Annotated in this window: 23 protein-coding genes and 1 tRNA gene; 11 read left to right on the top strand and 13 right to left on the bottom strand. The window is 70.0% G+C overall.

All coding sequences use genetic code 11. The features are described 5' to 3' along the window. Positions 1 to 2 precede the first annotated feature (2 nt). The 7 genes from G537_RS0113460 to treF all read left to right on the top strand — a co-directional run bounded on the left by G537_RS0113460 (position 3) and on the right by treF (position 9,746). The gene (locus G537_RS0113460) at positions 3 to 947 is read left to right on the top strand and encodes a 3-hydroxyacyl-CoA dehydrogenase (RefSeq protein WP_026870570.1); all 945 of its coding nucleotides are present in this window, start codon (positions 3 to 5) and stop codon (positions 945 to 947) included. A 16-nt stretch (positions 948 to 963) separates the two neighbouring features. After that, positions 964 to 1,896 carry a 3,5-dioxohexanoate:acetyl-CoA acetone transferase gene (kce, locus tag G537_RS0113455; protein WP_026870569.1) on the top strand — a complete coding sequence of 311 codons (933 nt, stop codon included), beginning with the start codon at positions 964 to 966 and terminating at the stop codon, positions 1,894 to 1,896. A 60-nt stretch (positions 1,897 to 1,956) separates the two neighbouring features. Continuing rightward, positions 1,957 to 2,550 carry a hypothetical protein gene (locus G537_RS0113450; RefSeq protein WP_155888608.1) on the top strand — a complete coding sequence of 198 codons (594 nt, stop codon included), beginning with the start codon at positions 1,957 to 1,959 and terminating at the stop codon, positions 2,548 to 2,550. Positions 2,551 to 3,336: 786 nt separating this feature from the next. Continuing rightward, positions 3,337 to 5,190 carry an ABC transporter ATP-binding protein/permease gene (locus G537_RS0113445; RefSeq protein WP_026870567.1) on the top strand — a complete coding sequence of 618 codons (1,854 nt, stop codon included), beginning with the start codon at positions 3,337 to 3,339 and terminating at the stop codon, positions 5,188 to 5,190. Further along, positions 5,187 to 6,479, top strand: a complete 1,293-nt coding sequence (locus tag G537_RS0113440; protein ID WP_026870566.1) for a glucoamylase family protein — start codon at positions 5,187 to 5,189, stop codon at positions 6,477 to 6,479. Before G537_RS0113445 ends, G537_RS0113440 begins: the two co-directional genes overlap by 4 nt. A 117-nt stretch (positions 6,480 to 6,596) precedes the next feature. After that, a complete protein-coding gene (locus G537_RS0113435; RefSeq protein ID WP_026870565.1) occupies positions 6,597 to 8,021 on the top strand; it encodes a glycoside hydrolase family 15 protein in 1,425 nt (474 codons plus the stop codon). A 60-nt stretch (positions 8,022 to 8,081) separates the two neighbouring features. After that, the gene (gene treF, locus G537_RS37805; protein WP_051248384.1) at positions 8,082 to 9,746 is read left to right on the top strand and encodes an alpha,alpha-trehalase TreF; all 1,665 of its coding nucleotides are present in this window, start codon (positions 8,082 to 8,084) and stop codon (positions 9,744 to 9,746) included. Here treF and mgrA read toward each other — a convergent pair. Together mgrA and G537_RS0113420 are read right to left on the bottom strand one after the other, a co-directional pair. Beyond that, the gene (gene mgrA / locus G537_RS0113425) at positions 9,743 to 10,783 is read right to left on the bottom strand and encodes an L-glyceraldehyde 3-phosphate reductase (RefSeq protein WP_026870564.1); all 1,041 of its coding nucleotides are present in this window, start codon (positions 10,781 to 10,783) and stop codon (positions 9,743 to 9,745) included. The genes treF and mgrA overlap by 4 nt on opposite strands. A 33-nt stretch (positions 10,784 to 10,816) precedes the next feature. Continuing rightward, positions 10,817 to 11,296 carry a hypothetical protein gene (locus G537_RS0113420; protein WP_026870563.1) on the bottom strand — a complete coding sequence of 160 codons (480 nt, stop codon included), beginning with the start codon at positions 11,294 to 11,296 and terminating at the stop codon, positions 10,817 to 10,819. Positions 11,297 to 11,469: 173 nt separating this feature from the next. On the opposite strand from G537_RS0113420, the gene G537_RS0113415 reads away from it, so the two are divergent. After that, positions 11,470 to 11,715 carry a hypothetical protein gene (locus G537_RS0113415; protein WP_026870562.1) on the top strand — a complete coding sequence of 82 codons (246 nt, stop codon included), beginning with the start codon at positions 11,470 to 11,472 and terminating at the stop codon, positions 11,713 to 11,715. A 38-nt stretch (positions 11,716 to 11,753) separates the two neighbouring features. Here G537_RS0113415 and G537_RS0113410 read toward each other — a convergent pair whose 3' ends face one another. From G537_RS0113410 to G537_RS44665, 6 genes are read right to left on the bottom strand one after another with little or no spacing between them, the layout of a single operon-like run. Next, a complete protein-coding gene (locus G537_RS0113410; RefSeq protein ID WP_026870561.1) occupies positions 11,754 to 12,512 on the bottom strand; it encodes an MBL fold metallo-hydrolase in 759 nt (252 codons plus the stop codon). A gap of 3 nt (positions 12,513 to 12,515) precedes the next feature. Next, positions 12,516 to 13,310, bottom strand: coding sequence for a TatD family hydrolase (locus tag G537_RS0113405; protein ID WP_026870560.1), 795 nt, complete (start codon positions 13,308 to 13,310; stop codon positions 12,516 to 12,518). Continuing rightward, complete coding sequence (metG, locus tag G537_RS0113400; protein ID WP_026870559.1) at positions 13,310 to 14,863, bottom strand: methionine--tRNA ligase; 1,554 nt, start codon at positions 14,861 to 14,863, stop codon at positions 13,310 to 13,312. Before metG ends, G537_RS0113405 begins: the two co-directional genes overlap by 1 nt. Positions 14,864 to 14,907: 44 nt before the next feature. Continuing rightward, a complete protein-coding gene (locus G537_RS0113395) occupies positions 14,908 to 16,011 on the bottom strand; it encodes a DNA polymerase III subunit delta' (protein ID WP_026870558.1) in 1,104 nt (367 codons plus the stop codon). Beyond that, positions 16,008 to 16,649: a dTMP kinase gene (gene tmk / locus G537_RS0113390; protein WP_026870557.1), complete on the bottom strand. Its 642-nt coding sequence runs from the start codon at positions 16,647 to 16,649 to the stop codon at positions 16,008 to 16,010. Before tmk ends, G537_RS0113395 begins: the two co-directional genes overlap by 4 nt. Before the next feature lie 47 nt (positions 16,650 to 16,696). Beyond that, positions 16,697 to 17,638 carry a septal ring lytic transglycosylase RlpA family protein gene (locus tag G537_RS44665; protein ID WP_211230373.1) on the bottom strand — a complete coding sequence of 314 codons (942 nt, stop codon included), beginning with the start codon at positions 17,636 to 17,638 and terminating at the stop codon, positions 16,697 to 16,699. Between the two features lie 325 nt (positions 17,639 to 17,963). Between G537_RS44665 and G537_RS0113380 the strand changes: the two genes are divergently transcribed. Continuing rightward, positions 17,964 to 18,053: transfer RNA gene (locus G537_RS0113380), tRNA-Ser, on the top strand. 120 nt (positions 18,054 to 18,173) lie between these two features. Here the strand turns inward: G537_RS0113380 and G537_RS0113375 are convergent. Then, a complete protein-coding gene (locus tag G537_RS0113375) occupies positions 18,174 to 18,704 on the bottom strand; it encodes a dihydrofolate reductase family protein (RefSeq protein WP_026870556.1) in 531 nt (176 codons plus the stop codon). A 509-nt stretch (positions 18,705 to 19,213) separates the two neighbouring features. Between G537_RS0113375 and G537_RS37795 the strand changes: the two genes are divergently transcribed. Then, positions 19,214 to 20,605: a DUF4910 domain-containing protein gene (locus G537_RS37795; protein WP_064742129.1), complete on the top strand. Its 1,392-nt coding sequence runs from the start codon at positions 19,214 to 19,216 to the stop codon at positions 20,603 to 20,605. 17 nt (positions 20,606 to 20,622) lie between these two features. Continuing rightward, a complete protein-coding gene (locus G537_RS0113365) occupies positions 20,623 to 21,000 on the top strand; it encodes a DUF4180 domain-containing protein (RefSeq protein WP_026870555.1) in 378 nt (125 codons plus the stop codon). Between the two features lie 11 nt (positions 21,001 to 21,011). Here G537_RS0113365 and G537_RS0113360 read toward each other — a convergent pair whose 3' ends face one another. The 4 genes from G537_RS0113360 to glmS form a co-directional block, all read right to left on the bottom strand. After that, on the bottom strand, positions 21,012 to 21,830 hold the full coding sequence (locus G537_RS0113360; RefSeq protein WP_026870554.1) for an isocitrate lyase/PEP mutase family protein: 819 nt from the start codon (positions 21,828 to 21,830) through the stop codon (positions 21,012 to 21,014). 22 nt (positions 21,831 to 21,852) lie between these two features. Then, the gene (locus G537_RS0113355; protein WP_026870553.1) at positions 21,853 to 22,386 is read right to left on the bottom strand and encodes a methylated-DNA--[protein]-cysteine S-methyltransferase; all 534 of its coding nucleotides are present in this window, start codon (positions 22,384 to 22,386) and stop codon (positions 21,853 to 21,855) included. Continuing rightward, positions 22,379 to 23,896, bottom strand: coding sequence for an AlkA N-terminal domain-containing protein (locus tag G537_RS0113350; protein WP_026870552.1), 1,518 nt, complete (start codon positions 23,894 to 23,896; stop codon positions 22,379 to 22,381). Before G537_RS0113350 ends, G537_RS0113355 begins: the two co-directional genes overlap by 8 nt. 73 nt (positions 23,897 to 23,969) lie before the next feature. After that, positions 23,970 to 25,162 (bottom strand): glutamine--fructose-6-phosphate transaminase (isomerizing) (gene glmS, locus G537_RS0113345; RefSeq protein WP_026870551.1); only part of this gene is annotated, 1,193 nt, incomplete at its 5' end.

Below are 25,162 nucleotides of genomic sequence, written 5' to 3'. Positions count from 1 at the left end.
GCATGCCGACCGTCGCGATCATCGGCACCGGGCTGATCGGCCGGTCCTGGGCGATTGTCTTCGCCGCCGCCGGCTGGCAGGTGCGGCTGACCGACGCCAGCGCCGCCGCGCTGGAGGCCGCGCCGGGGCTGATCGCCGAAGGGCTGACGGATCTCGCGGGCCACGGCCTGGTCGGCGATCCGGCCGGCGCCGCGGCGCGGGTCCGCATTGCCGGGTCCCTCGCCGAGGCGGTCGCCGACGTCGATCTGGTGCAGGAGAACCTGCCCGAGGAGCTCGGGATCAAGCGCGCGGCCTTCGCCGAGCTGGACCGGCTGGCGCCGCGCGACGCGATTCTCGCCTCCTCCACCTCGGCCATCGTCGCCTCGCGCTTCACCGAGGGCCTGGCCGGCCGCGACCGGTGCCTGGTCGCCCATCCGGTGAACCCGCCGCATCTGGTGCCGGTGGTGGAGCTGTGCGGCGCGCCCTGGACCGCGCCCGAAACCATCGAGCGGGCGCGGCGGATCTACAGCGCCGTCGGGCAGGAGCCGGTGACGGTCAACCGCGAGGTCGACGGCTTCGTGCTGAACCGCCTGCAGGGCGCGTTGCTGGCCGAGGCCTTCCGGCTGGTCGGCGACGGCGTGGTCAGCCCGCAGGACCTCGATAAGACCATCGCGGCCGGGCTGGGCCTGCGCTGGTCCTTCCTCGGCCCCTTCGCCACCATCGAGCTGAACGCGCCGGGTGGCATCCCCGACTACTGCGCCCGCTACACCGGCTTCTACCGCCGCCTCGCCGCCGACCCGGCGAAGCCGGAGGTGTGGGACGGCCCCACCGTCGCCCGCCTGCTGGCCGCCTGGGGCGAAACCCCGGATGCCGCCCGGCTGGCCGCCCGCAGCGCCTGGCGCGACCGCCGCCTGGCGGCGCTGAAGGCGCACAAGGCGGCGCAACCCGGCGCCCCGACCGAATCCTGAACCAGAGGACTGCCCGATGGCCAAGAGCCGCAAGATCGTCATCACCTGCGCCGTCACCGGGGCGATCCACACCCCGTCGATGTCGCCCCACCTGCCGGTGACCGCCGAGGAGATCGCCGAGGCGGCGATCGGCGCGGCCGAGGCCGGGGCCGCCATCGTCCATCTGCACGCCCGCGACCCGGAAACCGGCAAGCCCGACCAGACCTCGCAGGCCTTCGAGCCCTTCCTCAAGGTGATCAAGCAGCGTTCCAGCTGCGTGGTCAACCTGACCACCGGCGGCGCCCCCTGGATGCGGGTGGAGGAGCGCATCCTGCCGGCCCAGACCTTCAAGCCGGAGGTGGCGTCGCTGAACATGGGGTCGATGAATTTCGGCCTGTTTCCCATGCTCAACCGGTTCAAGGAGTTCAGGCACGCCTGGGAGCCGGAGGCGCTGGAGGCCTCGCGCGACCTGGTGTTCCGCAACAGCTTCAAGGATATCGAGTTCATCCTGCGGACGCTGGGCGACGACGGCATCCGCTTCGAGTTCGAATGCTACGACACTGCCCATCTCTACAACCTGCACCACTTCCTGGAGCGCGGCCTGGTGAAGCCGCCGCTCTTCGTCCAGACCGTGTTCGGCATCCTCGGCGGCATCGGCCCGCATCCGGAGGACGTGATGCACATGAAGCGCACCGCCGACCGGCTGTTCGGCGACCAGTACCGCTGGTCGGTGCTCGGCGCCGGGCGCAACCAGCTGCCGATCGCGGCGATGGCGGCGGCGATGGGCGGCAATGTCCGCGTCGGACTGGAGGATTCGCTCTGGGCCGGCCCCGGCAAGCTGGCGGAATCGAACGCCCAGCAGGTCCGCCTCGCCCGCCAAATCATCGAAGGGTTGGGCCTCGAGATCGCCTCGCCGGACGAAGCCCGCGAGATGCTGGAGCTGAAGGGCGGCGACCGCGTCGGGTTCTGACGTCGGAGAGCCAGAATCGTCATTACAGGCGTGAGCGTCCGGCGCAGGATCGGCGACGAGATGGCGATGGAGCGCGCCGAGGCCATGCAGTTGCAGGCGCTGGCCGCGATCAAGGCCAACGACACCGACCGCGCCAGGACCCTCGAGCTCGCCCTCGACCGCCTCGACCGCGGCGTCCGCCGCACCCTGGCGATCAAGGCCCATCTCGCCCAGAAGCGCCGCGAGGCCGCCGACAAGGCCGCCGCCGAAGCCCGCGCCCGCGGCGAAGCCAAGTCCCGGAGGCGACAGCAGGTGCAGCGCCTCGTCGCTTGGTCCATGGCCGCCGCCGACGGCGACATGGAGGCCGACGATGTCGTCTATGTCTCGGCCGCGGTCCTCGGCCGGATGCTCTACGACCCGGAGATCGACGCCGCCCTGGACTTGGCCGAGCACCCGATCGAGGAGATCGTCATCCGCCTCTGCCGCGAGATGAACATCCGGCCGGAGCTGGTCCTGCCCTGCTTCGACCCGTCCGGCCCGTTCAAGACCATGGACGAGATCTGGGACGAGGGCGGGCCGCAGCCGCGGCGCCGCTACCCTCCCGGCTATTCGTCGCCGGCCTGGGAGGCGGCCGCCCCCGGCGCGGAGGCGCCGCTCGGCCCGTCCGAAAGCTGACGCCGGAGGGCCGCTGAGCGCGGCGCCCCGGCCGCTTGCCGCCCTTCATCCACGCCGCAGCCTTCCGCCCTCCCCGCCGCCCTGCCGGGGGACGCGCCTGCGCGCGCATGGGTTGAGGCGCGCCCGCAATGGCGGGTCGATATTCGGACGCGCCGGCAATGAAAGGCACCGAAGCGCGGCGAGGCGGCCTGTTACGGTCGTCACAGCGCGGGCTCGGCGCCCATGCTTCCATCAGAACATGGATGCCGTGCTTCACATCCCTATGCCATCGCTCGGCCGAACCGCGCTGCGGTTTGCGCCGGAGCGCCCATGGCGATGGCCGGAATCCCGCAATATTCGACAATGTGGCGATCTCGCCTTCGTTTCGCCGGCTTCACCCGATATTGATGGAGGATCAGCTGGAGGTCTGTGTTATCGTTTTATTGAAGGCTCCACCTTTCGGTGGATTTTACAGTCATTTGTTCAATGCAACGGTCATTTTGTTTCGAAGACAAGGAATATCGAAAGCGGGATGATTGCCGATGTGAATGAGTGGAGGACGATTTTTCCTGCCGTTTTGATGCGGGGCGCTACCGGCCGGCCATCGATCGGGATCAGGGGGCTTCCTCGCCGAGTCTGGCGCGGCCGCGCCGCCACGGACACGGGAGCCGTGTCGTGATGGGCGCGCAAACCCGCACAAATGCTGGCCTCTCGATTCGATGCACGACCGACATCACCTATAAGGGTATGATTGACGCAAGCATCCCGAAGGGGAGCGCAAGAAGCGGTAGGGAACGGACAGGTTCAATGGCACAGGCGCCCGAGGCGTCGCGCAAGACGGCTGGACACGATCAATCGATCGCCAGCCAGACTCTTCCTTCTCAGCTCCTGACTCTGTTCCGGACGCTGCGGGCGTCGCCCGGCTGGAAGCGGATCCTGGTCCTCGTCGTCGGTATCGTCATCGTCGTCGGCCTGACCGCGGCATCGCAGATCCGGCTCAACGCCTGGAACCAGCCCTTCTACGACGCGCTGGCGCAGAAGAGCCTGATGGGCTTCTTCCATCAGCTCATGGTCTTCGCCGTCATCGCCGGCGTGCTGCTGGCGCTCAATGTCGCCCAGGCCTGGCTCAACCAGACGCTCAAGGTCCGGCTGCGGGAGGGCCTGACCCGCGACCTGTTCACCGAATGGCTGAAGCCCAAGCGTGCCTTCCGCCTGGCAGGCGCGGGCGAGATCGGCGAGAACCCGGACCAGCGGATCCATGAGGACACGCGCCACCTGACCGAGCTGTCGACCGATCTCGGCATCGGCCTGCTGCAGTCGACCCTGCTGCTGATCAGCTTCGTCGGCGTGCTGTGGGTCCTGTCGGAGGGCATCGTCCTCAGGCTGGACGGGATGGCGTTGTCGATCCCGGGCTACATGGTGTGGTGCGCCCTGCTCTACGCCGCTGCGGCGTCCTGGGTCAGCTGGCGCGTCGGCCGGCCGCTGATCGACATCAACGCCGAGCGCTACGCCCGCGAGGCCGATCTGCGCTCGGCCCTGGTCCGGGTCAACGAGCATGTCGACGGCATCACCCTCGACGGCGGCGAGGCCGATGAGCGGCGGCGCCTCGACCTCGATCTCGACCGCATCCTCGCGGTGATGGGGCGCTATGTCCGCGCCGTCACCAACCTGACCTGGGTCACCGCCGGCTACGGCTGGTTCACCATCGTCGCCCCGATCCTGGTCGCCTCGCCCGGTTATTTCGGCGGCGACCTGACCTTCGGCGAGCTGATGATGGCGGTCGGCGCCTTCATCCAGGTGCAGCAGGCGCTGCGCTGGTTCGTCGACAATTTCAGCAGCATCGCCGACTGGCGCGCGACGCTGCTGCGGGTGATGACCTTCCGCGAGGCCCTGATCCGGCTCGAGACGCTGAACGGCGAGCCGCGCAAGATCGAGTTCGCCGAAGGCCCGGCCGACACGCTGGGCTTCGAGAAGCTGGGCGTGCTCTCCGCCGGCGGCCTCGCGGTGCTGGACGACGAGAAGGTCGAGATCCGGCCGGGCGAGCGCGTCCTGATCGTCGGCCGCACCGGCGGCGGCAAGAGCACGCTGTTCCGCGCCTTCGCCGGGCTGTGGCCCTGGGGCACAGGGCGGATCCTGGTGCCGCCGGAGGCGAAGACGATGTTCCTGCCGCAGCGGCCCTACCTGCCGCCGGGCCGCCTGCGCGACGCCCTGACCTATCCGCAGGACTCCGCCGGCTTCACCGACGAGCAGATCTGCGCCGCGCTGAGGCGCACCGAGATGGGGCATCACGAGATCTCGCTCGATCAGGTCAGGAACTGGGACAAGGAGCTGACCAGCGACGAGCTGCAGACCCTGACCTTCGCCCGGCTGCTGCTGCACAAGCCGCAATGGGTGTTCATCGACGAGATGGTCGACGCGCTGGACGAGGAGCGGCGGAAGACCGCGATGTCGATCTTCGAGCAGGAGCTGCCGGAGACAGCGGTGATCACCATCGCCCGGCGCGAGGTCAAGAACGGCTTCTACACCCGCGTCCTGCGGCTGCACCTGACCGACGAGGTCACGGGCGAGCGCCGGATCCAGATCGGCCGGCCGCCCCGGCGGGCGATCCCCTCCTCCGCCGGCTTCGCCCCCCTGCTCCACCACCGAGACCCGATGGAATGACGAAACGGCCTGCTGCGACCCGCCGCGCTCCGAAGAAGGGGGCCGCGGCGCTGTCGGACGGCGACCTGCTCGATCTCGTGCAGCGCCGGACCTTCCGCTTCTTCTGGGAGGCGGCGCACCCGGTCAGCGGCCTGATCCCGGACCGCACGGACCGTGCGGGCAAGGCGCCGAACGACACGGTGACGACCGGCGGTTCGGGCTTCGGCATCATGGCCATCATCGTCGCGGCCGAACGCGGCTGGATCGAGCGCGGCGCGGCGGTCGAGCGGCTGATGACGATCGTGCGCCATCTCGAGCGCACCACCTCGCATCACGGCGTGTTCCCGCATTTCCTCGACGGCCGGACCGGCGCCACCGTGCCGTTCAGCCGCAAGGACGACGGCGGCGACCTGGTGGAGACCGCCTTCCTGTTCCAGGGGCTGCTCTGCGCCCGCCGCTACTTCGACCGCGACACCGCCGCCGAGACCGAGCTGCGCAACCATATCGGCTGGCTGTGGAACGAGACCGAGTGGAATTGGTACACGCGCGGCGGCCTGAACGTCCTGTACTGGCACTGGGGGGCCAACAACGGCTGGGGCATGGGCCATGAGATCCGCGGCTGGAACGAGTGCCTGATCGCCTATGTGCTGGCCGCGGCTTCGCCCCGCCACGCCATCGACGCCGAGGTCTATCACCGGGGCTGGGCCGTCGGCCGCTGGTTCCTGGGCCAGCGCAGCTACTACGGCATCGAGCTGCCGCTGGGCATGCCCTATGGCGGGCCGCTGTTCTTCACCCACTACTCCTTCCTCGGCCTCGACCCGCGCGGCCTGAAGGACCAGTACGCCGACTACTGGGAGCAGAACCGCCGGCACACGCTGATCAACTACGAGCACTGCGTCCGCAACCCGAACGGCTTCAAGGGCTATGGCCCTGACTGCTGGGGCCTGACCGCCAGCGACACCCCGGGCGGCTACTCGGCCCATGCGCCGGACAACGACCTCGGCGTCATCACCCCGACCGCGGCCCTGTCCAGCATGCCCTATACGCCGGAGCACTCGATGCGGGCGCTGCGGCACTTCTACGAAAAGCTGGGCGACCGGATCTGGGACCGGTACGGCTTCGTCGACGCCTTCTCCGAGCAGGCCGGCTGGGTGGCCGACACCTACCTCGCCATTGACCAGGGGCCGATCGTGGCGATGATCGAGAACCACCGCAGCGGCCTCTTGTGGCGGCTGTTCATGAGCGACCCGGACGTGCAGCGCGGCCTGCGCATCCTCGGTTTCGAGAGCCCGCATCTGGGCCGCGGCTAGATGGCGAGCCCCGAAGGGGCGTGGCCATCCAGGCGGGAGCCGCTGGATCGCCACTTCTAGACTCGAGGGGCGCTGCGCTCCTCGCGATGACGGTTCTCATGGCCGGGACAGTTATCCATGACACCTTCCGCGACGGAGCGCGCCTTCTCCGCCTGGGTCGACCGGCAATACGCGATCGCCGCACGCAACCTGACCCTGGGCGTCTCCGCCACCCAACTGCTGAAGGAGCGGCCACCCTTCCGCCAGCGCATCCGGCCGAAGCCGGGATCTGTCGTGGCCTCGCCGGTGATGGGCGCCTACGACCCGGACCCGGACTACTTCTTCCACTGGTTCCGGGATTCGGCGCTGGTGATGGATGCGCTCAGGATCCTGGTGGCCGACGGCACCCGCCCGGCCTCCGATGCCGGCCTCATCCACGACTTGATCCGCTTCAGCCTGGACCTGCGCGGCCTGACCGGCGCCGAGGTGCTGGCCAAGGGCGACCCGCGGCAGGGCGTCGATCCGGATTTCGTGCAGCATGTCCGGTCCGACGCCGATCTGCGCGGCGTCGCCGGCGACCGGATCTGGGGCGAGGTCCGGGTCAATCCGGACGGCACGCTGGACACGCTGAACTGGTCTCGCCCCCAGCATGACGGCCCGGCGCTGCGCGCCCTGACCCTGTTGCGTTGCCTGGAGCTCGACGCCCTGGACCCGGCCGCGAGAAGCGAGGCGGCCGAGCTGCTGCGCATCGACCTCGCCTTCACCCTGGCGCACCACCCGGAGCCGAGCTTCGAGATCTGGGAGGACAGCCTGGGCCACGACTACTACACGCGGGTCGTGCAATGCGCGGCGCTGCGGCAAGGGGCCGGCTGGCTGGAGGCGCAGGGCGAGACCGAGATTGCCGGACGGTGCCGCGAGGCCTCGGCGGTCCTGTCCGCAGCGCTGGACGCCCATTGGCGGCCTGAAGCCGGCGCCTATGCCAGCCTGCTGCCGGCCGCCTCCGGCGCGCCGGGCCGCGATCTCGACATCGCCGTGATCCTCGGCGTGCTCCATGCCGGGCTCGCGTCCGGGCCGCACAGCGTGCTCGACCCGAAGGCCCAGGCGACCCTCGCGGCGCTGGAGGACCTGTTCGCCGGCCTGTTCCCGATCAATGCCGGGCGCCCTGCCCCGGCCCTCGGCCGCTACCGCGAGGACCGCTACTACGGCGGCGGCGCCTGGTACATCGCGACCCTGGCGGCGGCGGAGTTCCATTACCGCCTGGTCGCGGCGCTGACGGGCGGCGCGGCCTTCACGCTGACCGAAGAGAATCGCGGCTTCATCGCCCGGGCGCTGGGAGCAGAGCCGGGGGTGGGAGAGCTCGACAGCCGGCGCCTGGCGGCCGCCTTCCTCGCTCGCGGCGATGCCTTCCTGGAGACCGTGCGGGCCTTCACCCCGGCCGACGGCGCCCTGTCCGAGCAGTTCGACCGCACGACCGGCGCCCAGACCTCGGCGAGGCATCTCGGCTGGAGCTATGCCGGCTTCATCACAGCAGTCCAGGCGCGGCGGGAGGTCGTGCCGGCCTGATGATCTGGCCGGGCCGCGGACGGGCCCTATGTTCCTGCCATCAGGCCGGAGAATCGTCCTATGGCTCTTTCCCGCGCCCGCCCCATCCTGCTCCTGCTCGGCCTCTGGCTGGTCGCCCTGCCCGGACTGGCCCAGCAGCCCCCGTCGCAGATCTATGGCGAGCTGTTCCGGGAGGTCCAGCTGCAGCGGGTCTTCCCCGACGGCAAGACCTTCGTCGACTCCGAGCCGAAGGCGGAGCCGCGCGAGATCCTGCGCCGCTACGCCGAGGAGAAGGGAAAATCCGGCTTCGACCTGGCTGCCTTCGTGCGCCGGTACTTCACCCCGCCGGCGGCGCATGACAGCGGCTACCGCTCGGTCCCCGGCCAGGATGTCTGCAGCCATATCGACGCGCTGTGGGAGGTGCTGACGCGGCCGCCGGCCCGGCCCGATCCGCAATCCTCCCTGCTGCCGCTGCCCAACCCCTATGTCGTCCCGGGCGGGCGCTTCGGCGAGGTCTATTACTGGGACTCCTACTTCACCATGCTCGGCCTGATCCAAAGCGGCCGGTCGGATCTGGCGCGGGACGTGCTGGCGAATTTCGCCAGCCTGATCGACCGCTACGGCCATATCCCGAACGGCAACCGCAGCTATTATCTCAGCCGATCGCAGCCGCCCTTCTTCGCCGCGATGGTGGAGCTGGTGGCCGAAAGCAGCGACGACCCCGCCGCGACCTACAAGGCCTTCCTGCCCAGCCTGGCCCGGGAATACGCGTTCTGGATGGACGGCGCCGACGGCCTGGCGCCGGGCAGCGCCCATCGCCGCCTGGTGCGGCTGCCGGACGGCACGCTGCTGAACCGCTACTGGGACGACAGCGACCAGCCGCGCGACGAGTCCTATCGCGAGGATGTCGAGACGGCGCGGGCCACCAACCGCGCCCCGGCCGAGGTCTATCGCGACCTGCGTGCCGCGGCCGAGAGCGGCTGGGACTTCTCTTCGCGCTGGCTGGCCGACGGCAAGAGCCTCGCCACCATCCGCACCACGGCGGTGGTGCCGCCGGACCTCAACAGCCTGATGGCCGAGCTGGAGACCGTGCTCGCCCGGGCCTATGCCGCGGCGCAGCGGCCGGAGCGCGCGGCGGAGCTGGAGGCCCGCGCCAGGCTGCGCGCCGAGGCGGTCCGGCGCCTCTTGTGGGATCCGGAGGCCGGCGTCTTCACTGATTATCTTTGGCGCGAGGGGCGGCGCACCGGCACGGTCACCCTGGCGACCGTCTATCCCCTGGTCTTCGGCCTGGCCAGCCGGGATCAGGCCCGCCGCGTCGCGCAGACGCTGGAGCGCCGGCTGCTCGCCCCCGGCGGGTTGCTGACCAGCGAGACCGCGTCGGGGGAGCAATGGGACGCGCCGAACGGCTGGGCGCCGCTGCAATGGCTGGCGATCCGCGGCCTGGCGCGCCACGGCCACGACGCCCTGGCCGAGACCGTCGCCCGGCGCTGGGCCCAGCGGGTGGTCGGCGTCTATGCCGAGACCGGCAAGCTGACCGAGAAATACGACGTCTCCGCCGCCGCCCGCGGCGCCGGCGGCGGGGAATATCCCAACCAGGACGGCTTCGGCTGGACCAATGGCGTGCTGCGGCGGCTGCTGGCGATGAATCCGCAGCTCACCACCGCGGGCGGCGGCGACATCGCCTGCCTGACCGCGGCAAACGACAACCGGCCGCCGGAGGCCCAGCCTATGCGCCGTCCCCCTTAGCTCGCCTTGGCCGTCGAGGAGGCCCGCCAGAGGTCGATGCCGCCGTCGAGGGCGTGCTGGTCGATCTCGGCCAGCTCCTCGGCGGTCAGCGGCGCGCCCTTCAGCGCGTCGAGGCTGTCGTCGAGCTGGGCCACCGACCGCGCGCCGATCAGGGCCGAGGTCACGCGCGGGTCGCGCAGCACCCAGGTCAGCGCCATCTGCGCCAGGGTCTGGCCGCGCCGCTCCGCGATCGCGTTCAGGGCCCGGATGCGGGCGATGTTGCCCTCGGACAGCAGCGCCGGCCGCAGCGACCGGCCGCGCTTGGCCCGCGAATCCTCGGGCACGCCGTCCAGGTATTTCGAGGTCAGCATGCCCTGGGCCAGCGGCGAGAAGGCGATGCAGCCGATGCCGAGCTCCTGCAGCGCGTCGAGCAGCCCGTCCTCGATCCAGCGGTTGAGCATGGAATAGGAGGGCTGGTGGATCAGGCAGGGCGTGCCGAGATCCTTCAGGATCGCCGCCGCCTGACGGGTCGCCTCCGGTGAGTAGGAGGAGATGCCGACATAGAGCGCCTTGCCCTGGCGCACGACGTGGTCGAGCGCGCCCATCGTCTCCTCCAGCGGCGTCTCGGGGTCGAGCCGATGCGAGTAGAAGATGTCGACATAGTCCAGCCCCATGCGCTTGAGGCTCTGGTCCAGGCTGGCGACCAGGTATTTGCGCGAGCCGAAATTGCCGTAGGGTCCCGGCCACATGTCGTAGCCGGCCTTGGTCGAGATCAGCAGCTCGTCGCGGTAGGGCTGGAAGTCGGCGGCGAAGATGCGGCCGAAATTCTCCTCGGCCGAGCCGTAGGGCGGGCCGTAGTTGTTGGCTAGGTCGAAATGGGTGACGCCGCGGTCGAAGGCCCTGCGCAGCACGGCGCGGCCGGTCTCGTAATGGTCGACCCCGCCGAAGTTCTGCCACAGGCCGAGCGAGATCTCCGGCAGCTGCAGCCCGCTGCGGCCGGAGCGGCGGAAGCCGGCGGTGTCGTAGCGCGCCGTATCGGCGATCCAGGGCGTCTGCATGGGTGTTTCCGTCCTATCTCTATCGGTCTGGCTTCACGCCACGGGCTGGGCGCATTGCCCGGTGCCGAGGATCGTGGTCTTCGCGGCGTCGGGGTCCTGCGGCGCGCCGTCCTGCAGGAAAAAGACCTCGTTGTTCTGGTTGAAGGCCTTCAGCTCGCGTCCGTCCGCGTTCTCGATCGTGCCGGTGTGGTTGATCGGGCGCTGCTGGCGGCCACCCTCCGGCGTCTCGACGATCAGGAAGCCGCACAGCTCGTAATGCAGGGTCCGCCGGGCCGGCACCTTGACCTGCAGCTCGGCGACCGGATCGTCCTTGGTGACGTGCAGCACGCCGATGGTCCGGCCGTCGATGCCGACCGCGATCAGCTCCTCGATCTGGTCGGGTCCCAGCTCGTCGACGATGCGGAAGCGGTGCTCCTTCGGTTCGGCGGCGGCCGGCATCGTGCCGAGAAGCCCGGTCGCCAGCACGACGGCCGCGATGCGCCGGAGTCGCGAGCTGCGTGTCGATGGCTGCACGGGCGCACTCTCCGTTCACACGAGGTCGTGAAGCAGCGACCCTAGCGCGCGGGCGGACGACATACCAGCTTGCACGATCACCCCCGGATCGGTTAGGCCAGCGCTTCCGCGGATGCGGCATGGCCCCGGGCCGTGCCCACGGCATCCCTTCGAAACCCAGCGTAGGGTCAGTTATGCGTTCTTTCGACGGACAGCGGTCCGACGGCGTCCCGATTCGCCGGAGCCGCGAGGAAAAGCAGAAGCAGCTGCAGGAGCTGGAGCACCAGCGCGCCCGCATGGGCTCCCATGTCTCTCCGACTCTGCGGGCCGCCATGGACCGCAAGATCTCGGAGCTGAAGACCGAGCTGGCGCTGGCCGAGCGCGCCGCCGCGGCCCAGGCCGCCAACCCGACCCAGCCGCGCCGGCCGCCGCGCCGCTGATGCTGCCGCGGGGCGGCGCCGACCGCCGCCCCGCCCTCTCAGATTTCGATCACCAACCCGTCATGGGCCGGCCGGACATGGGCCGGCAGGCGGGCGCAGAGGCGCTCGTAGTCCATCGTGTGGTTCATGTGGGTCAGCCAGGCCTGCTTCGGCTTCAGCCGCTCGATCCACTCCAGCGTCAGCGCCAGATGCGCGTGCGAGACATGCGGCTCCTCCCGCGTCGCATCGACCATCCAGATCTCCACCCCCTCCAGCGCCGCCCAGGCGTGGTCGTCGAGGCGGACGACATCGGTCGAATAGGCGAAGCGGCCGAAGCGGTAGCCCATCGAGACGACGCGGCCGTGATCCTGCTCGAAGGGCAGGATGGCGATATCGCCGACCCGGAACGGCCCGTCCAGCAGATGCGGCACCAGGAACGGGTGGTAGAAGCCGCGGTCCATCTCGACCGAGGTCATGATGTAGCCGAAGCGCTCCTCCAGCTCCTGCCGCACCGCCGCGTCCATATAGGCGTTGATCGGCTGCTTGAAGGCCAGCGGCCGCAGGTCATCGATGCCGTGGATGTGGTCGGCATGGGCGTGGGTGTAGAGCAGCGCGTCGACCCGCTTGACCTCGTGGTCCAGCAGCTGGTCGCGCAGGTCCGGCGAGGTGTCGACCAGCACAGTGGTGCTGTCGCTCTGCACCAGGATCGACGGGCGGCGGCGGCGGTTGCGCGGGTTGGCGGGATCGCAGCTGCCCCAGATGCCGCCGACCATCGGCACGCCCATCGAACCGCCGCAGCCGAGCACCGTCACGCGCATCGTTCAGGCCTCTTGCTTCGGGATTTTCGTGAACAGGCTGAAGAAGTTGTCCGTCGTTCTTCGAGCAAAGTCCGAACCCGACATCCCGTGCAGCTCGGCCACGCGCTGGGCGGTGTGGGCGACGAAGGCCGGCTCGTTGCGCTTGCCCCGCTTCGGCACCGGCGCCAGGTAGGGCGCGTCGGTCTCGACCAGGATGCGGTCGAGCGGCAGGTCCTTCGCCGTGGCGCGGATGTCCTCGGACCTGTTGAAGGTCACGATCCCGGACAGGGAGATGTGAAGCCCGAGCTTTACCGATTCTTCAGCGAGTTGCCGTGTTCCGCTGAAGCAATGGATGATGCCGCGCAGCGGCGGCCGGTCGCCGCCCTGCCCCTCCTCCTTGAGGATCCGCAGCGTGTCCGCCTCGGCTTCGCGGGTGTGGACGATCACCGGCAGGTCGGCGATCCGCGCCGCGCGGATGTGGCGCCGGAAGCTCTCCTGCTGCGCCTCGGCCGGGCTGAGGCCGTAGTGGTAGTCGAGCCCGGTCTCGCCGATGCCGACCATCTTCGGATGCGCCACGAGTTCCAGGATTCCCTCGACCGTCAGGTCGGTGAAGTCCTTGGCCTCATGCGGATGCACCCCGGCCGCGCCGTACAGCGCCGGGAAGCGCTCGACCAGGGCGATGGTCGCCGGCAGCCGGTCCGGGCGGGTGCAGATGGTCAGCATGCAGCCGACCCCGGCCGCCCGGGCGCGACCGACCACGTCGTCGATCTCCGCCGCGAAATCGGGGAAATCAAGGTGACAATGGCTGTCGACGAGCATCAGGACGCGGCCTCCGGCTCGACATAGCGCGGGAACACGCCCTCCGGCTTCGGTAGCGGGGTGCCGGGCACCAGCGCGTGGTCGTCGCCGACGCGGTCGAAGGTCCGCGCATCGGCAGCAACAGCAAGCTGGTCCAGCACCTTGGCCATGGACTGCGGCATCACCGGCTGCATCAGGATCGACAGGCGCCGCACCGTCTCGGCCAGCACCCACAGCACCGTCGCCATCCGTGCCGGGTCGGTCTTGCGCAGGGCCCAGGGCGCCTGCTCGTCGACATAGCGGTTGGCCTCGCCGACGAAGGCCCAGACCGCGTCCAGGCCGCGATGGAAAGCCTGGACGTCGAATTCGCGCCGCAGCGTCTCCAGGAGATCCGGCGCCTGGGCCAGCAGCGCGCGGTCCTCGTCGGTCAACGGACCCGGCTGCGGCACCTTGCCGTCGCAGTTCTTGGCGATCATCGACAGCACGCGCTGCGCCAGGTTGCCGAAGCCGTTGGCCAGCTCACCATTGGTGCGCTGGATCATGCCGCGGCGGGAGAAGTCGCCGTCCTGGCCGAAGGAGACCTCGCGCAGCAGGAAGTAGCGCACCGGGTCGAGCCCGTAGGTCTCCACCAGCTCCAGCGGGTCGATCACGTTGCCCAGCGACTTCGAGATCTTCTGGCCCTCGTTGGTCCACCAGCCATGGGCGAAGACCCGCTTCGGCGGCTCCAGCCCGGCCGACATCAGGAAGGCCGGCCAGTACAGGGCATGGAAGCGCAGGATGTCCTTGCCGACCATGTGCAGGTCGGCCGGCCAGTAGCGCTTGAAGCTCTCGGCCCCCGTGTCGGGGTAGCCGACGGCCGTGAGGTAGTTGGTCAGCGCGTCGACCCACACATACATGATGTGCGCCTCGTCGCCCGGCACCTCGACGCCCCAGTTGAAGGTGGTGCGGCTGATCGAGAGGTCGCGCAGCCCCGACTTGACGAAGGCGATCACCTCGTTGCGGCGGGATTCCGGCGCGATGAAGTCGGGATTGGCCTCGTAGAAGGCCAGCAGCCGGTCGCCCCAGGCCGACAGGCGGAAGAAGTAGCTCGGCTCCTCCACCCATTCGCATTCGGCGCCGGTCGGGGCGATGCGCTTGCCTTCGACGACGGTCAGCTCGTCCTCGCCATAGAACGCCTCGTCGCGCACCGAATACCAGCCGGCATAGCCGCCGAGATAGATGTCGCCATTGGCCTTCATCGCCTCCCAGATCGCCTGCGACGCCTTGATGTGCCGCGGCTCGGTGGTGCGGATGAAGTCGTCGTTGCTGAAGTTCATCGCCGCGGCCAGGTCGCGGAAGTTCCGACTGACCCGGTCGGTGAAGCTCTGCGGGTCCACCCCGGCCAGCTCCGCCGCCTTCTGCACCTTCTGGCCGTGCTCGTCGGTACCGGTCAGGAAATGCACGTCATAGCCGTCCAGCCGCTTGAACCGGGCCAGCACGTCGCAGGCCAGCGTCGTGTAGGCGTGGCCGATATGCGGCTTGTCGTTGACGTAGTAGATCGGGGTGGTGATGTAGAATGACTTCGGCGCCGACATCGCGCGGCCTCTTTCCCGTGCTGTGGCCCGATCCGTGGCGTCGGTCAGGTGTTGCAGGCGCGCTCGATGCCGATGAACGCCTGCAGGAGGACCTGCTTCCGATCGAGGTTGGACCCGTCCGCCTGAGCGAACAAACGGCGGGTGTTGTCCCACAGCTCCACCCAGCGATCAAGGCCGCCAGCCGGGCCGCCCCCCGACTGTCCAGCTGCACGATCGAGCGCGCCGACCACGCGCTGCATCACCGCCCCCTCCCCGGCCACGATCTCGGCCGGGGCGGTGCCGCGGGCGGCGGCGCGGGCCAGCCGCTCCATCCACCAGACCAGGAGCTCGGTGAACAGCCGCCAGCTGGAATCGGCCTGCGCCGGGCCGATCCGGTCGCCCATCTTGTGCACGGCGCGGAAATCGACCCGCGGGAAGTCGTCCAGCAGCGCCAGCATGTCACGGTAGAGGCCGAGCCCGCCCTCCTCGAGCAGCGAGGCGGCCCGGCCGATGCTGCCCTCGGCCAGGCGCACCAGCGACGCCCGCTCGGCGGGGTCGAGGTCGGGCGCATGCTCGGCCAGCAGGCGGTCCACGGTCGCGTCCGGCAGCGGCTCCAGCGCCAGATGGCGGCAGCGCGACCGGATGGTGGGCAGCAGCGCGCCGGGATTGCCGCAGGTCAGCAGCAGGACCGCATGGGCCGGCGGCTCCTCCAGGATCTTCAGGAGGGCGTTGGCGCCGTTGCGGTTCATCGCCTCCGCCTCGTCGACGATGACGACGCGCCAGGCCCCCTCGGCCGCGGTCAGGCGCAGGAACGGCTCGATGCGCCGGATCTCCTCGACCGGGATCTCGCGGCTGCGGCGCTTGCGCTCCTCCTCGCCGCCGCCGCTGCGCTGGATGGTCAGGAGGTCGGCATGGCCGCCGGCGGCGGTGCGGCGGAAGGTCGGGTGGTCGGCCGGCAGATCCAGGCTGTGCGCCGTGCGCGGACCGCCGGACAGCAGGAATCGGGCGACCCGATGCGCGAAGGTGGCCTTGCCGATGCCGGGCGGACCGGTGATCAGCCAGGCATGCGGGAGACGGCCGGCGCGCAGCGCGTCGAGGAAGGCAGCCTCCGCCGCCTCGTGCCCGAGCAGCCGAGGATTGGCGCGCGGCGGGGAAAAATCGGCGCTCACGACGGCGCCAGCCCGAACTTCGCCTCGACCGCCGCGCGGATCGCGGCCGCGACCTCGTCGACCGTGCCGCCGGCGTCGATCACGACGCAGCGCTCCGGCTCGGCCGCGGCGACGGCCAGGAACCCCTCGCGCAGACGCTGGTGCAGCGCCTCGCCCATCCGTTCATAGCGGTCCTCGCCGCCGCGGCGGGCCCCGGCACGGGCGAGGCCGATCTCGACCGGCACGTCGAGCACGAGCGTCAGGTCGGGCTTCAGCCCGTCGGTGGCGATCCGGAACAGGGCGTCGAGGCTGGCGCGGTCCACGCCCATGCCCCATCCCTGATAGACCATCGAGCTGTCGGCGTAGCGGTCGGACACCACCCAGGCGCCGCGGTCCAGCGCCGGGCGCACGGTGACGCGCAGATGATCGCGCCGGGCCGCGAAATGCAGCAGCGCCTCGGTGACCGGATCCCAGCGGTCGGTGTCACCCTTGACCAGGAGATCGCGGATCGCCTCCGCCCCCGGCGAGCCGCCGGGCTCGCGCGTGGCCACGACCTCCAGGCCGCGCTTGGCGAGATCGGCGGCAAGGCGCTTGATCTGCGTGCTCTTGCCCGAGCCCTCGCCGCCTTCAAACGTGATGAACCGTCCGCGTTTGCCCAAGCGATCCGTCCTCGGTTGCGGCCTCGTCGCGCCGCGGACCGGCAGGGTCACTCGGCGACGATGCGTGCTCCGGAATAGCCCGCGCTGGCAATCTGCTTCAAGGCGCTCGATGCGGCTTTGGGGTCGATGAAGGGGCCGATGCGAAGCTCGATCGCGCCGGAAGCGGCGGCGGTCGAGACCGGACCGAAGCGGCGCAGGGCTTCGGACAGCGTGGCCACCTGCTGCGGCCGGGTGGCCTTGGCGGCGGCGACGAACAGGCCGGACGGCTTCGGCTTCGCCTCGTCCTCGACATTGCCGACGATCTCGGGCAGGCGGTCGGGCACAGGCGGCGCCGGCGGCACGGCGATGTAGCGCGTGTCGACGAGGTCGTCGTCCTTGCCGGCCGAGGCGACCTGGCTCTTTCGTGCCTGTTCGCGCTGCTGCTGGAGGGCCTGGAAGCGCTTCTCCTCCTCCAGCACCTGGATCTTGACCCGGGCCGAACCGTTGCCGCGGAAGCCCAGCAGCTCCGCGCCGCGGGCGGACATGTCGATGATCTTCGAGCGCACGAACGGGCCGCGGTCATTGATCCTGACGATCAGGGTCCGGCCATTGTCGAGATTGGTGACCTTGACCAGGCTCGGCATCGGCAGGGTGCGATGCGCGGCGGTGACCAGGCCGCTGTCGAAGCGTTCGCCATTGGCGGTCTTGCGGCCATGGAAGCCCGGCCCATACCAGGTGGCGGTACCGACCTGCACGGACTCGCGATCGGTGCGAGCCACGTAGCGCACACCATTGATGGCGACGACACCCGGATCGACGGGGGGCGCGAGAATGGGCCGTTCGGCGATGCTCCCCTTGCCCGGCTGGGAGGGAGCGCATCCGGTGGCGGCCAGCGCCACGCCGATGGCTGCAACGACGGCGAGCCCCGGGCGACGATCCGACTTCGTGCGGCTAAAATTCACGCAAAAAGAACGGCGTCCGGACCGGGTCGAGATCGGTTCGGCAGTCATGTCGACCCGTATGTCACAACATCCGGTCAATGGTCCAGCATAATCGTCCCGTCTCGCTCTGGCATATCTGAGCATGTGCTGGCGGGCCGGTCCGCGGCGCCAGTTTGCACCCAGTATTTCTGGGCATTTCTGCATGCCCTCATAGGTTGTATTGGCGTGCAGATCGGTTTGACAGCAAGGGCCGCAACCGCTTCGGTTCGCAGCAAAAAGCGACAACTCACGATTTCAATGGCCGGATGTTGCCGCCGGCGCGCGACAGCGCCGGCGCGACCGATGCGAAGCGGTTTGAAACCGGCGCCGCAAATCCGTATGGTGCGGCCGGTCCGGAAGGGTGGCCGAGCGGTTTAAGGCACCGGTCTTGAAAACCGGCGTGGCGGCGACGTCACCGTGGGTTCGAATCCCACCCCTTCCGCCATTCGCCGCCGATCACCGCATTCCACCAAGCGCTCAGCGAACCGGCGCTTCACGCGATAGCGCGATATACAATCCAAAGCGATCCGACCCGCCGGCGCAGTCCGTCGGACGAGTCGCGCGATTAAGCAGGAACGTATGTCAGCCTAACCGTGTCCTCGCCAACGAGATCGGTGGAAACAAGGCGGAGCGGCGGCCGTGGGCCGGCAAAGAATGGCTTGCCGCGACCAAACACGACAGGGTGGAAGTAGAGTCGATACTCATCGATGAGACCAAGGTCGGTTAAGCTCCGCGCCAGGCTTGGTCCGGAAACTGCAATCTCCCCGACGAGCCGAGCCTTGAGGCTCCGTATCACCGCCTCGACGTCATCCTCGACAAGAGTCGCGTTGGGGCCGACCGACTTCAACGAGCGCGACACGACCCACTTCGGTTGGCGCCGCCACACCGCCGCGAACTCGTGTTGCTCCGCACTCCACTCAGGACGGTCTTCGTCCCAATAGCGCATGGTCTCGTACATGCGGCGACCGTACACACTGCCGGTCAGCTCGCGCACATGCTCTACCCAGTGACGAAAGAGTGCGGGGCCTGTCTGGATTTCCAGGTGGTCGACGTAGCCGTCCAGGGATTGATTCATTCCAAAGACGAGCTTCGCCATGCTGCAAAACCTCCAGCCCAGGGCCTTCACGATAGTATGAACAGCGTGTCTCAGAAAATGAAGTTGCCCGCCGCGTTGTCGGTTTGACGAATAGCCCTCTTACCGTAGGCCTATCTAGGAGAGGGATGGAGGGCTATGGCGCAGACATAGGTCTCCGTTTCATCGTCCTCAGCCAGCCATCTCGCCTCAGAAAAAGACCGATTTCTGCGCTTCCATGTCGAGCATTCCGCCATGGCTCGCGGCCATCGGGCCATCGGACGCCAACGGCGGCGGCGCAGTCCGGCGGATGATCGCCCCGAGAGCATCGACATCTTCGATCGGAGCCCAGGAAATTAGTATTCGCACACCATTTCGTCTTTTGTCGCCATTCGTTTGAGGCGGCATCACCGACTCGACTTGCCCTGGTACTTCAGCGACGATCGCGGCATTTCGGGGGAGAATTTCGATATGCCGTTTCGAGACGAGGAGATTGCCGCATCGCTCGGAAGGCTGGGCGAGAGAGCCGGCTGATGCCCGATATCCCGATTGCCGAACCGCTCGCCGCGGCCGATTGCGGCCGGGCGATGCACGACTTCATCCGGACCCTGTTCCCGATCTGCCGCAGCCTGACCGGCGACGGCGTGCGCCGGACCCTCGCCCATATCCAGGGCCTGCTGCCCGGACTGACGGTGCACGAGGTGCCGTCCGGCACCCGGGTGTTCGACTGGACCATCCCGGACGAGTGGAACATCCGCGGCGGCCGGCTGACCGGACCGTCGGGCGAGACGGTGGTGGATTTCGCCGACCACAACCTGCATGTCGTCGGCTACTCCGAGCCGGTCGATATCGAGCTGTCGCTGGAGGAGTTGCAGCCGCATCTCCACTCGATCCCGGAGCAGCCCGACGCGATCCCTTACGTCACTTCCTACTACAGGCGCCACTGGGGCTTCTGCCTGCCGCACCGGCAGCGCGAAGCCCTGCCGCCGGGCCGCTACCATGCGGTGATCGACGCCACCCTGGCCCCCGGCCACCTGACCTATGGCGAGCTGATCCTCCCCGGGGCCAGCGGCCGCGAGATCCTGCTCTCGACCTATGTCTGCCACCCCTCGATGGCCAACAACGAGCTGTCCGGGCCGGCGGTCACCACATGGCTGGCGCGCTGGCTGTCCGAGCAGCCGCGCCGATACACCTACCGCATCGTCTTCATCCCGGAGACGATCGGGTCGATCACCTATCTCTCCCGCAACCTGCCGCAGATGAAGGCGGCGACCATCGCCGGCTTCAACGTCTCCTGCGTCGGCGACGACCGCGGCTACTCCTATCTGCCCAGCCGGCTGGGCGGCACACTGGCCGACCGGGTGGCGCTGCATGTGCTGAAGCACCTGGCGCCGGACTACGTCCCCTACAGCTTCCTCGACCGCGGCAGCGACGAGCGGCAATACTGCGCGCCGGGGGTCGACCTGCCGGTATGCTCGATCATGCGGTCGAAATACGGCTGCTACCCCGAATACCACAGCTCGCTCGACGATCTGGAGCTGGTGACCCCGGCCGGGCTGCAGGGCGCCTACGAGGTGCTGAAGGCCTGCCTGACGTGCATCGAGGGCAACACCGCCCCCAGGGTCACGGTGCTGTGCGAGCCGCAGCTCGGCAAGCGCGGGCCGTTCGCGATCCTGTTCGCCGGCGATCCGACCGCGGCGAGCACCATGATGGTGAAGAACCTGATCGCCTACGCCGATGGAGACCACGACCTGCTGGCGATCGCGGACAGGATCGGCGCGCCGATGTGGGAGCTGATCCCGGTGCTGGAGTCTCTGCGGCGGCAGCAACTGGTCACCGAGGCCCAGGCGCTCGACGCCGAGCGGGTCCATGTTCTGGACAACGACCCCAGGTTGTGGTCAGAACACATGCTCCCGACGCGGTGAACCGAGGAGGCAGACCGATGGCCGAATTGCTTCACAGCGGCGACGAGACGATCCTGTCCTGCGACGCGGGCGGGCCGGTGATCGACAGCCCGCAGCGCGCCGGCGACCTGATCGGCGAGGCCCTGTCTGCCGGTGCCTCGGTGGTCGCCGTCCCGGTTTCCCGCCTTGGGCCGGCCTTCTTCCAGCTCCGCACCGGCGTCGCCGGCGAGCTCGCCCAGAAGGCCGTCAATTACCGGCTGAAGCTGGCCGTCATCGGCGACATCTCGCAGCATCTCGCCGCCAGCGCCGCCCTGCGCGACTGGGTACGGGAGGCCAATCGCGGCGACGAGATCTGGTTCGAGCCCAGCCTGGACAGCCTGGTGGCCCGGCTCGGCGGCGGCCAAACCGGGGTCTGACGCCGGCCCCTTTACCGCCCCGCCATCAGCGCATTGATCTCCGGATAGGGCATCGCCTCCGCGACCACCGGATCTGAGACGCCGTCCTGCAGGAACGGCTTCGCCAGAGCCGCGGTGCGGGCGAGCACGGCTTGGGCGATGGCGGCGCCGGCGCTGAGGCGGCGGACGCCGAGGGCAGAGAGTTCGGCCGCGCCGGGCAGGCCGGGGCGGGCCATCACGTTCAGCGGCAACGGCGTCCCCGCCGCGATCGCCCGGATCTCCTCGGGCTTCGTCACGCCCGGCACGAACAGGCCGTCGGCGCCGGCGGCGCGGTAGCGCTCGGCCCGCGCCAGTGCCTCCGCGACCCTGCCGCCCTCCGGCGCCAGGCCGCGCAGATAGACGTCGGTACGGGCATTGACGAAGACGTCCTGGCCGCTGCGGGCGGCGGCGCGCTTGATCGCCTCGATCTTGGCGCAGAGCAGGTCCGGCGTGCCCGCCCCGTCCTCGATGTTGATGCCGGCGGTGCCGGCGCCGATCAGCCGGGCCACCGCCTCGCCGACCGCGGCCGGATCGGCGCCGTAGCCGCCCTCGGCATCGACGGTCAGCGGCACACGGATGATGCGGGCGATGTCGGCCGTGGTGGCGACCAGCAGGTCGAGCGGCAGCGCATCGCCGTCGGGATAACCGTGCGCCCAGGCGACGCCGGCGCTGGTGGTGGCGATGGCCCTGGCGCCCAGGCTCTCGATCAGCCGGGCGCTGCCGGCGTCCCAGGCATTGGCGAGCAGGAGGATGCCGTCCTGGTGCAGGCGGCGGAACTGCTGCAGGGCCTCGGCCTGACGGGTGGCGGTCATATTCGTTTCTCTCCCAGGTGAGTCAGATGGCCAGGGACAGCTGCGGGCTGCCCGCGCCTTCGTGGTTGAGCAGCCAGCGCTTGCGGTCGAGCCCGCCGCCATAGCCGACGAGCGTGCCGTTCGCACCGATGACGCGATGGCAGGGCACGACGATCGGAATCGGGTTGGCGTTGTTGGCGAGGCCGACGGCCCGCATGGCCCCGGGCTGGCCGATCCGCCGGGCGATCTCGCCATAGGACACGGTGGTGCCGCAGGCGATGCCGCGCAGCGCCGTCCAGACCGCACGCTGGAACGGCGTGCCGCCGGTCTCGACCGGCAGTGCGTCGATGGCGGCGAGGTCGCCGGCGAAATAGGCCTGCAGCGCCGCGGTCAGCCCGAAGGGATTCCGCTGCGGCGCCAGGGTGAAGCCGTCGCCGCCGACGCTGCGGGCCAGCCGGTCGCGCAGCCCCTCCTCCCCGGCCCAGTCGATGGCGCGCAGCCGCCCGGCCGCGTCGGCGACGATCAGCAGTTCGCCGACCGGGCTGGGCATGCGGTCGAAGACCAGAGCTTCAGCCATGCTTCGCTCCCGACATCCGTTGCACCGGCACCGCATCGGCGGCCCAGAGATGCTGGGCGGCATAGGCGCGCCACGGCCGCCACGGCTCCGCCCGCTGCAGCAGGTCGGCCGGCGTCGGCCGCACCCCGGTTCCGTTCGCGGCGCCGCGCAGCAGGCCGATGTCGCTGGCCGGGAAGGCGTCCGGCTCGCGCAGGGCGCGCAGCGCGATGTACTGCGCCGTCCAGTCGCCGATGCCGCGGATGCGGCGCAGCCGGGCGATCGCCTCCTCCACCGTGCCGAAGGGGCGGAACAGATGCGGGTCGGCGATCGCGGCCTCGGCCAGCGCGGTCAGCGTCGCCCGGCGCGATCCGGGCATGCCGAGCGCGCCGAGATCGGCCGCCGCCACCCGCTGCGGCGACGGGAAAGCGCGGGACAAAGCGGGGTGCAGCCGGGCCGCCTCGGGCACCTCGGCGCCGCAGATCGACACCAGCCGGCCGGCGAGCTGCCGCGCCGCGACAACGGTGACCTGCTGGCCCAGCACGGCGCGCACCGCCAGCTCGAACCCGTCCCAGCCGCCGGGCGCGCGCAGGCCGGGCCGCTGCGCCACCAGCGGCGCCAGGAACGGGTCCCGCGACAGGTGCGCGCCGATGGCCTCGATGTCGGCGCCGACGTCGAACACCCGCCGCACCCGGGCCAGGATGCCCGGCAGCGCGCGCACCGAGGGGAAGCGGACCAGTACCGCCAGATTGTCGCGCGCCGGCTCGTGCCGCACCTCGACGGTGCCGAGATCGTCGCCCTCGGCGACGCTGCGGCGGTAGACGCCGCCCTCCACCTGCTCGACCCCGTCGATGGCGCGGGCCCGCAGATAGGCCAGCATCGCCGGCCAGTCATAGGGCGGCCGGTAGCGCAGCCGCAGCGTGACGCCGCCGGCGGCGACCGAATCGACCGGCAGCCCGGCCCAGGCCCGGCGACGCAGGGCGCTGGGCGGGCGGCGGAACAGGTCGTGGAAGGTCTCGTTGAAGCGGCGGACGCTGCCGAAGCCGGCGGCCAGCGCCACCTCGGCCATCGGCATCCTCGTCTCCTGGATCAGCTGCTTGGCGAACAGCACGCGCCGGGTCTGGGCCACGGCCACCGGCGTGGCGCCGAGATGCTGCCGGAACAGCCGGCGCAGCTGGCGGCCGCCGAGGCCGAGCCGTTCCGCCAGCGCCTCCACCCCCGCCTCGCCATCCAGGCCGCCGTCGGCGATCAGCGCCAGGGCGCGCGACACGGTGTTGGAGGTGCCGCGCCAGGAGGCGAGGTCCGGCGCCGTTTCCGGCCGGCAGCGCAGGCAGGGCCGGAAACCGGCCTCCTGCGCCGCGGCGGCGGAGGCGAAGAAGCGGCAATGCTCGAACTTCGCCGGCCGGGCCGGACAGACCGGCCGGCAGTAGATTCCGGTCGAGGTGACGCCGACGAAGAGGCGTCCGTCGAACCGCGGATCGCGGGTCAGCAGGGCGCGGTAGCAGGCTTCGGGGTCGAGCGCGAGCGGGTCCATGCCCCGACCATGTCACGTTCGTTCCGATCGCGCTCGCGATTTTCGGACATGATCGGCGGACCGGTTGCGCCCCCTACTCCACGGTGACGCTCTTGGCGAGGTTGCGGGGCTGGTCGACGTCGGTGCCCTTGGCCACGGCGGTGTGATAGGCCAGGAGCTGGACCGGCACGGCGTAGAGGATCGGGGCGACGAAGGGGTCGACGCCGGGCAGGCCGATCGCCGCGACCGGTCCCGGCCCCAGCCTCTCGATCCCCTCCGGGTCGGAGAGGAAGATCACCTTGCCGCCGCGGGCCATCACCTCCTGCACGTTCGACACGGTCTTGTCGAACACCGCGTCGCGCGGCGCCAGCACGATCACCGGCACCTTGTCGTCGATCAGCGCGATCGGCCCGTGCTTCATCTCGCCGGCGGCATAGCCCTCGGCATGGATGTAGCTGATCTCCTTCAGCTTCAGGGCGCCTTCCAGGGCCAGCGGGTAGGACAGGCCGCGGCCGAGATACAGCACGTCGCGGGCCAGCGCCACCTGGTGGGCGAGGTCGCGGATCGTGGCGTCGTGGTTCAAGACCTCGGCCAGGCGGCTCGGCAGCTCGGTCAGGGCGGTGGAGAGCTCCGCCTCGCGCCGGCCGTCGATGGCGCCGCGCGCCCGCGCCGCGGCCACGGCCAGGCAGGCCAGCACGGTCAGCTGGGTGGTGAAGGCCTTGGTCGAGGCGACGCCGATCTCCGGCCCGGCCAGGGTCTGGATCACCGCGTCGCTCTCGCGCGCGATCGAGCTGTCCGGCACGTTGACGATCGACAGCACGCGCTGGCCCTGGGAGCGGGCGTAGCGCAGCGCCGCCAGCGTGTCCGCGGTCTCGCCGGACTGGGAGACGAAGACGGCGAGGCCCCCCGCCGGCAGCGGCGCCTCGCGGTAGCGGAACTCCGAGGCGATGTCGATCTCGACCGGCAGCCGGGCCACGGTCTCGAACCAGTACTTCGCCACCATGCCGGCATAGAAGGCGGTGCCGCAGGCGACGATGGTGGCGCGCGGCACCTGGGCGACGTCGAAGGGCAGCGCCGGCAGCACGATCGCCCGGGTGGCCGGGTCCAGCATGGTGCGCAGGGTGTCGCCCACCACCGCCGGCTGCTCGTAGATCTCCTTCAGCATGTGGTGCCGGAAATCGCCCTTGCCGATCAGGGCGCCGGTCTGGGCGATCGGCTTCACCGGCCGGGCCACCGACCGATCCTCGGCGTCGTAGATCTCGACGCCGCTGCGCGCGATCACCGCCC

It is taken from the genome of Inquilinus limosus DSM 16000 (assembly GCF_000423185.1).
Lineage (GTDB): Bacteria > Pseudomonadota > Alphaproteobacteria > DSM-16000 > Inquilinaceae > Inquilinus > Inquilinus limosus.
This window is presented reverse-complemented; position numbering and strand designations above follow the sequence as displayed.

Excerpts from the sequence above, each read along its gene's own strand:
- metG (WP_026870559.1), bottom strand. The coding sequence starts at position 14,863 with ATGTCGGCGCCGAAGTCATTCTACATCACCACCCCGATCTACTACGTC.
- G537_RS0113460 (WP_026870570.1), top strand. The coding sequence starts at position 3 with ATGCCGACCGTCGCGATCATCGGCACCGGGCTGATCGGCCGGTCCTGG.
- G537_RS0113405 (WP_026870560.1), bottom strand. The coding sequence starts at position 13,310 with ATGCTCGTCGACAGCCATTGTCACCTTGATTTCCCCGATTTCGCGGCG.
- G537_RS0113365 (WP_026870555.1), top strand. The coding sequence starts at position 20,623 with ATGGCCGAATTGCTTCACAGCGGCGACGAGACGATCCTGTCCTGCGAC.
- G537_RS0113375 (WP_026870556.1), bottom strand. The coding sequence starts at position 18,704 with ATGGCGAAGCTCGTCTTTGGAATGAATCAATCCCTGGACGGCTACGTC.
- G537_RS0113410 (WP_026870561.1), bottom strand. The coding sequence starts at position 12,512 with ATGCGCGTGACGGTGCTCGGCTGCGGCGGTTCGATGGGCGTGCCGATG.
- kce (WP_026870569.1), top strand. The coding sequence starts at position 964 with ATGGCCAAGAGCCGCAAGATCGTCATCACCTGCGCCGTCACCGGGGCG.
- G537_RS0113360 (WP_026870554.1), bottom strand. The coding sequence starts at position 21,830 with ATGACCGCCACCCGTCAGGCCGAGGCCCTGCAGCAGTTCCGCCGCCTG.
- G537_RS0113350 (WP_026870552.1), bottom strand. The coding sequence starts at position 23,896 with ATGGACCCGCTCGCGCTCGACCCCGAAGCCTGCTACCGCGCCCTGCTG.
- G537_RS44665 (WP_211230373.1), bottom strand. The coding sequence starts at position 17,638 with ATGACTGCCGAACCGATCTCGACCCGGTCCGGACGCCGTTCTTTTTGC.
- treF (WP_051248384.1), top strand. The coding sequence starts at position 8,082 with ATGGCTCTTTCCCGCGCCCGCCCCATCCTGCTCCTGCTCGGCCTCTGG.
- G537_RS0113435 (WP_026870565.1), top strand. The coding sequence starts at position 6,597 with ATGACACCTTCCGCGACGGAGCGCGCCTTCTCCGCCTGGGTCGACCGG.
- G537_RS37795 (WP_064742129.1), top strand. The coding sequence starts at position 19,214 with ATGCCCGATATCCCGATTGCCGAACCGCTCGCCGCGGCCGATTGCGGC.
- mgrA (WP_026870564.1), bottom strand. The coding sequence starts at position 10,783 with ATGCAGACGCCCTGGATCGCCGATACGGCGCGCTACGACACCGCCGGC.
- G537_RS0113415 (WP_026870562.1), top strand. The coding sequence starts at position 11,470 with ATGCGTTCTTTCGACGGACAGCGGTCCGACGGCGTCCCGATTCGCCGG.
- G537_RS0113445 (WP_026870567.1), top strand. The coding sequence starts at position 3,337 with ATGGCACAGGCGCCCGAGGCGTCGCGCAAGACGGCTGGACACGATCAA.
- G537_RS0113355 (WP_026870553.1), bottom strand. The coding sequence starts at position 22,386 with ATGGCTGAAGCTCTGGTCTTCGACCGCATGCCCAGCCCGGTCGGCGAA.
- G537_RS0113450 (WP_155888608.1), top strand. The coding sequence starts at position 1,957 with ATGGCGATGGAGCGCGCCGAGGCCATGCAGTTGCAGGCGCTGGCCGCG.
- G537_RS0113440 (WP_026870566.1), top strand. The coding sequence starts at position 5,187 with ATGACGAAACGGCCTGCTGCGACCCGCCGCGCTCCGAAGAAGGGGGCC.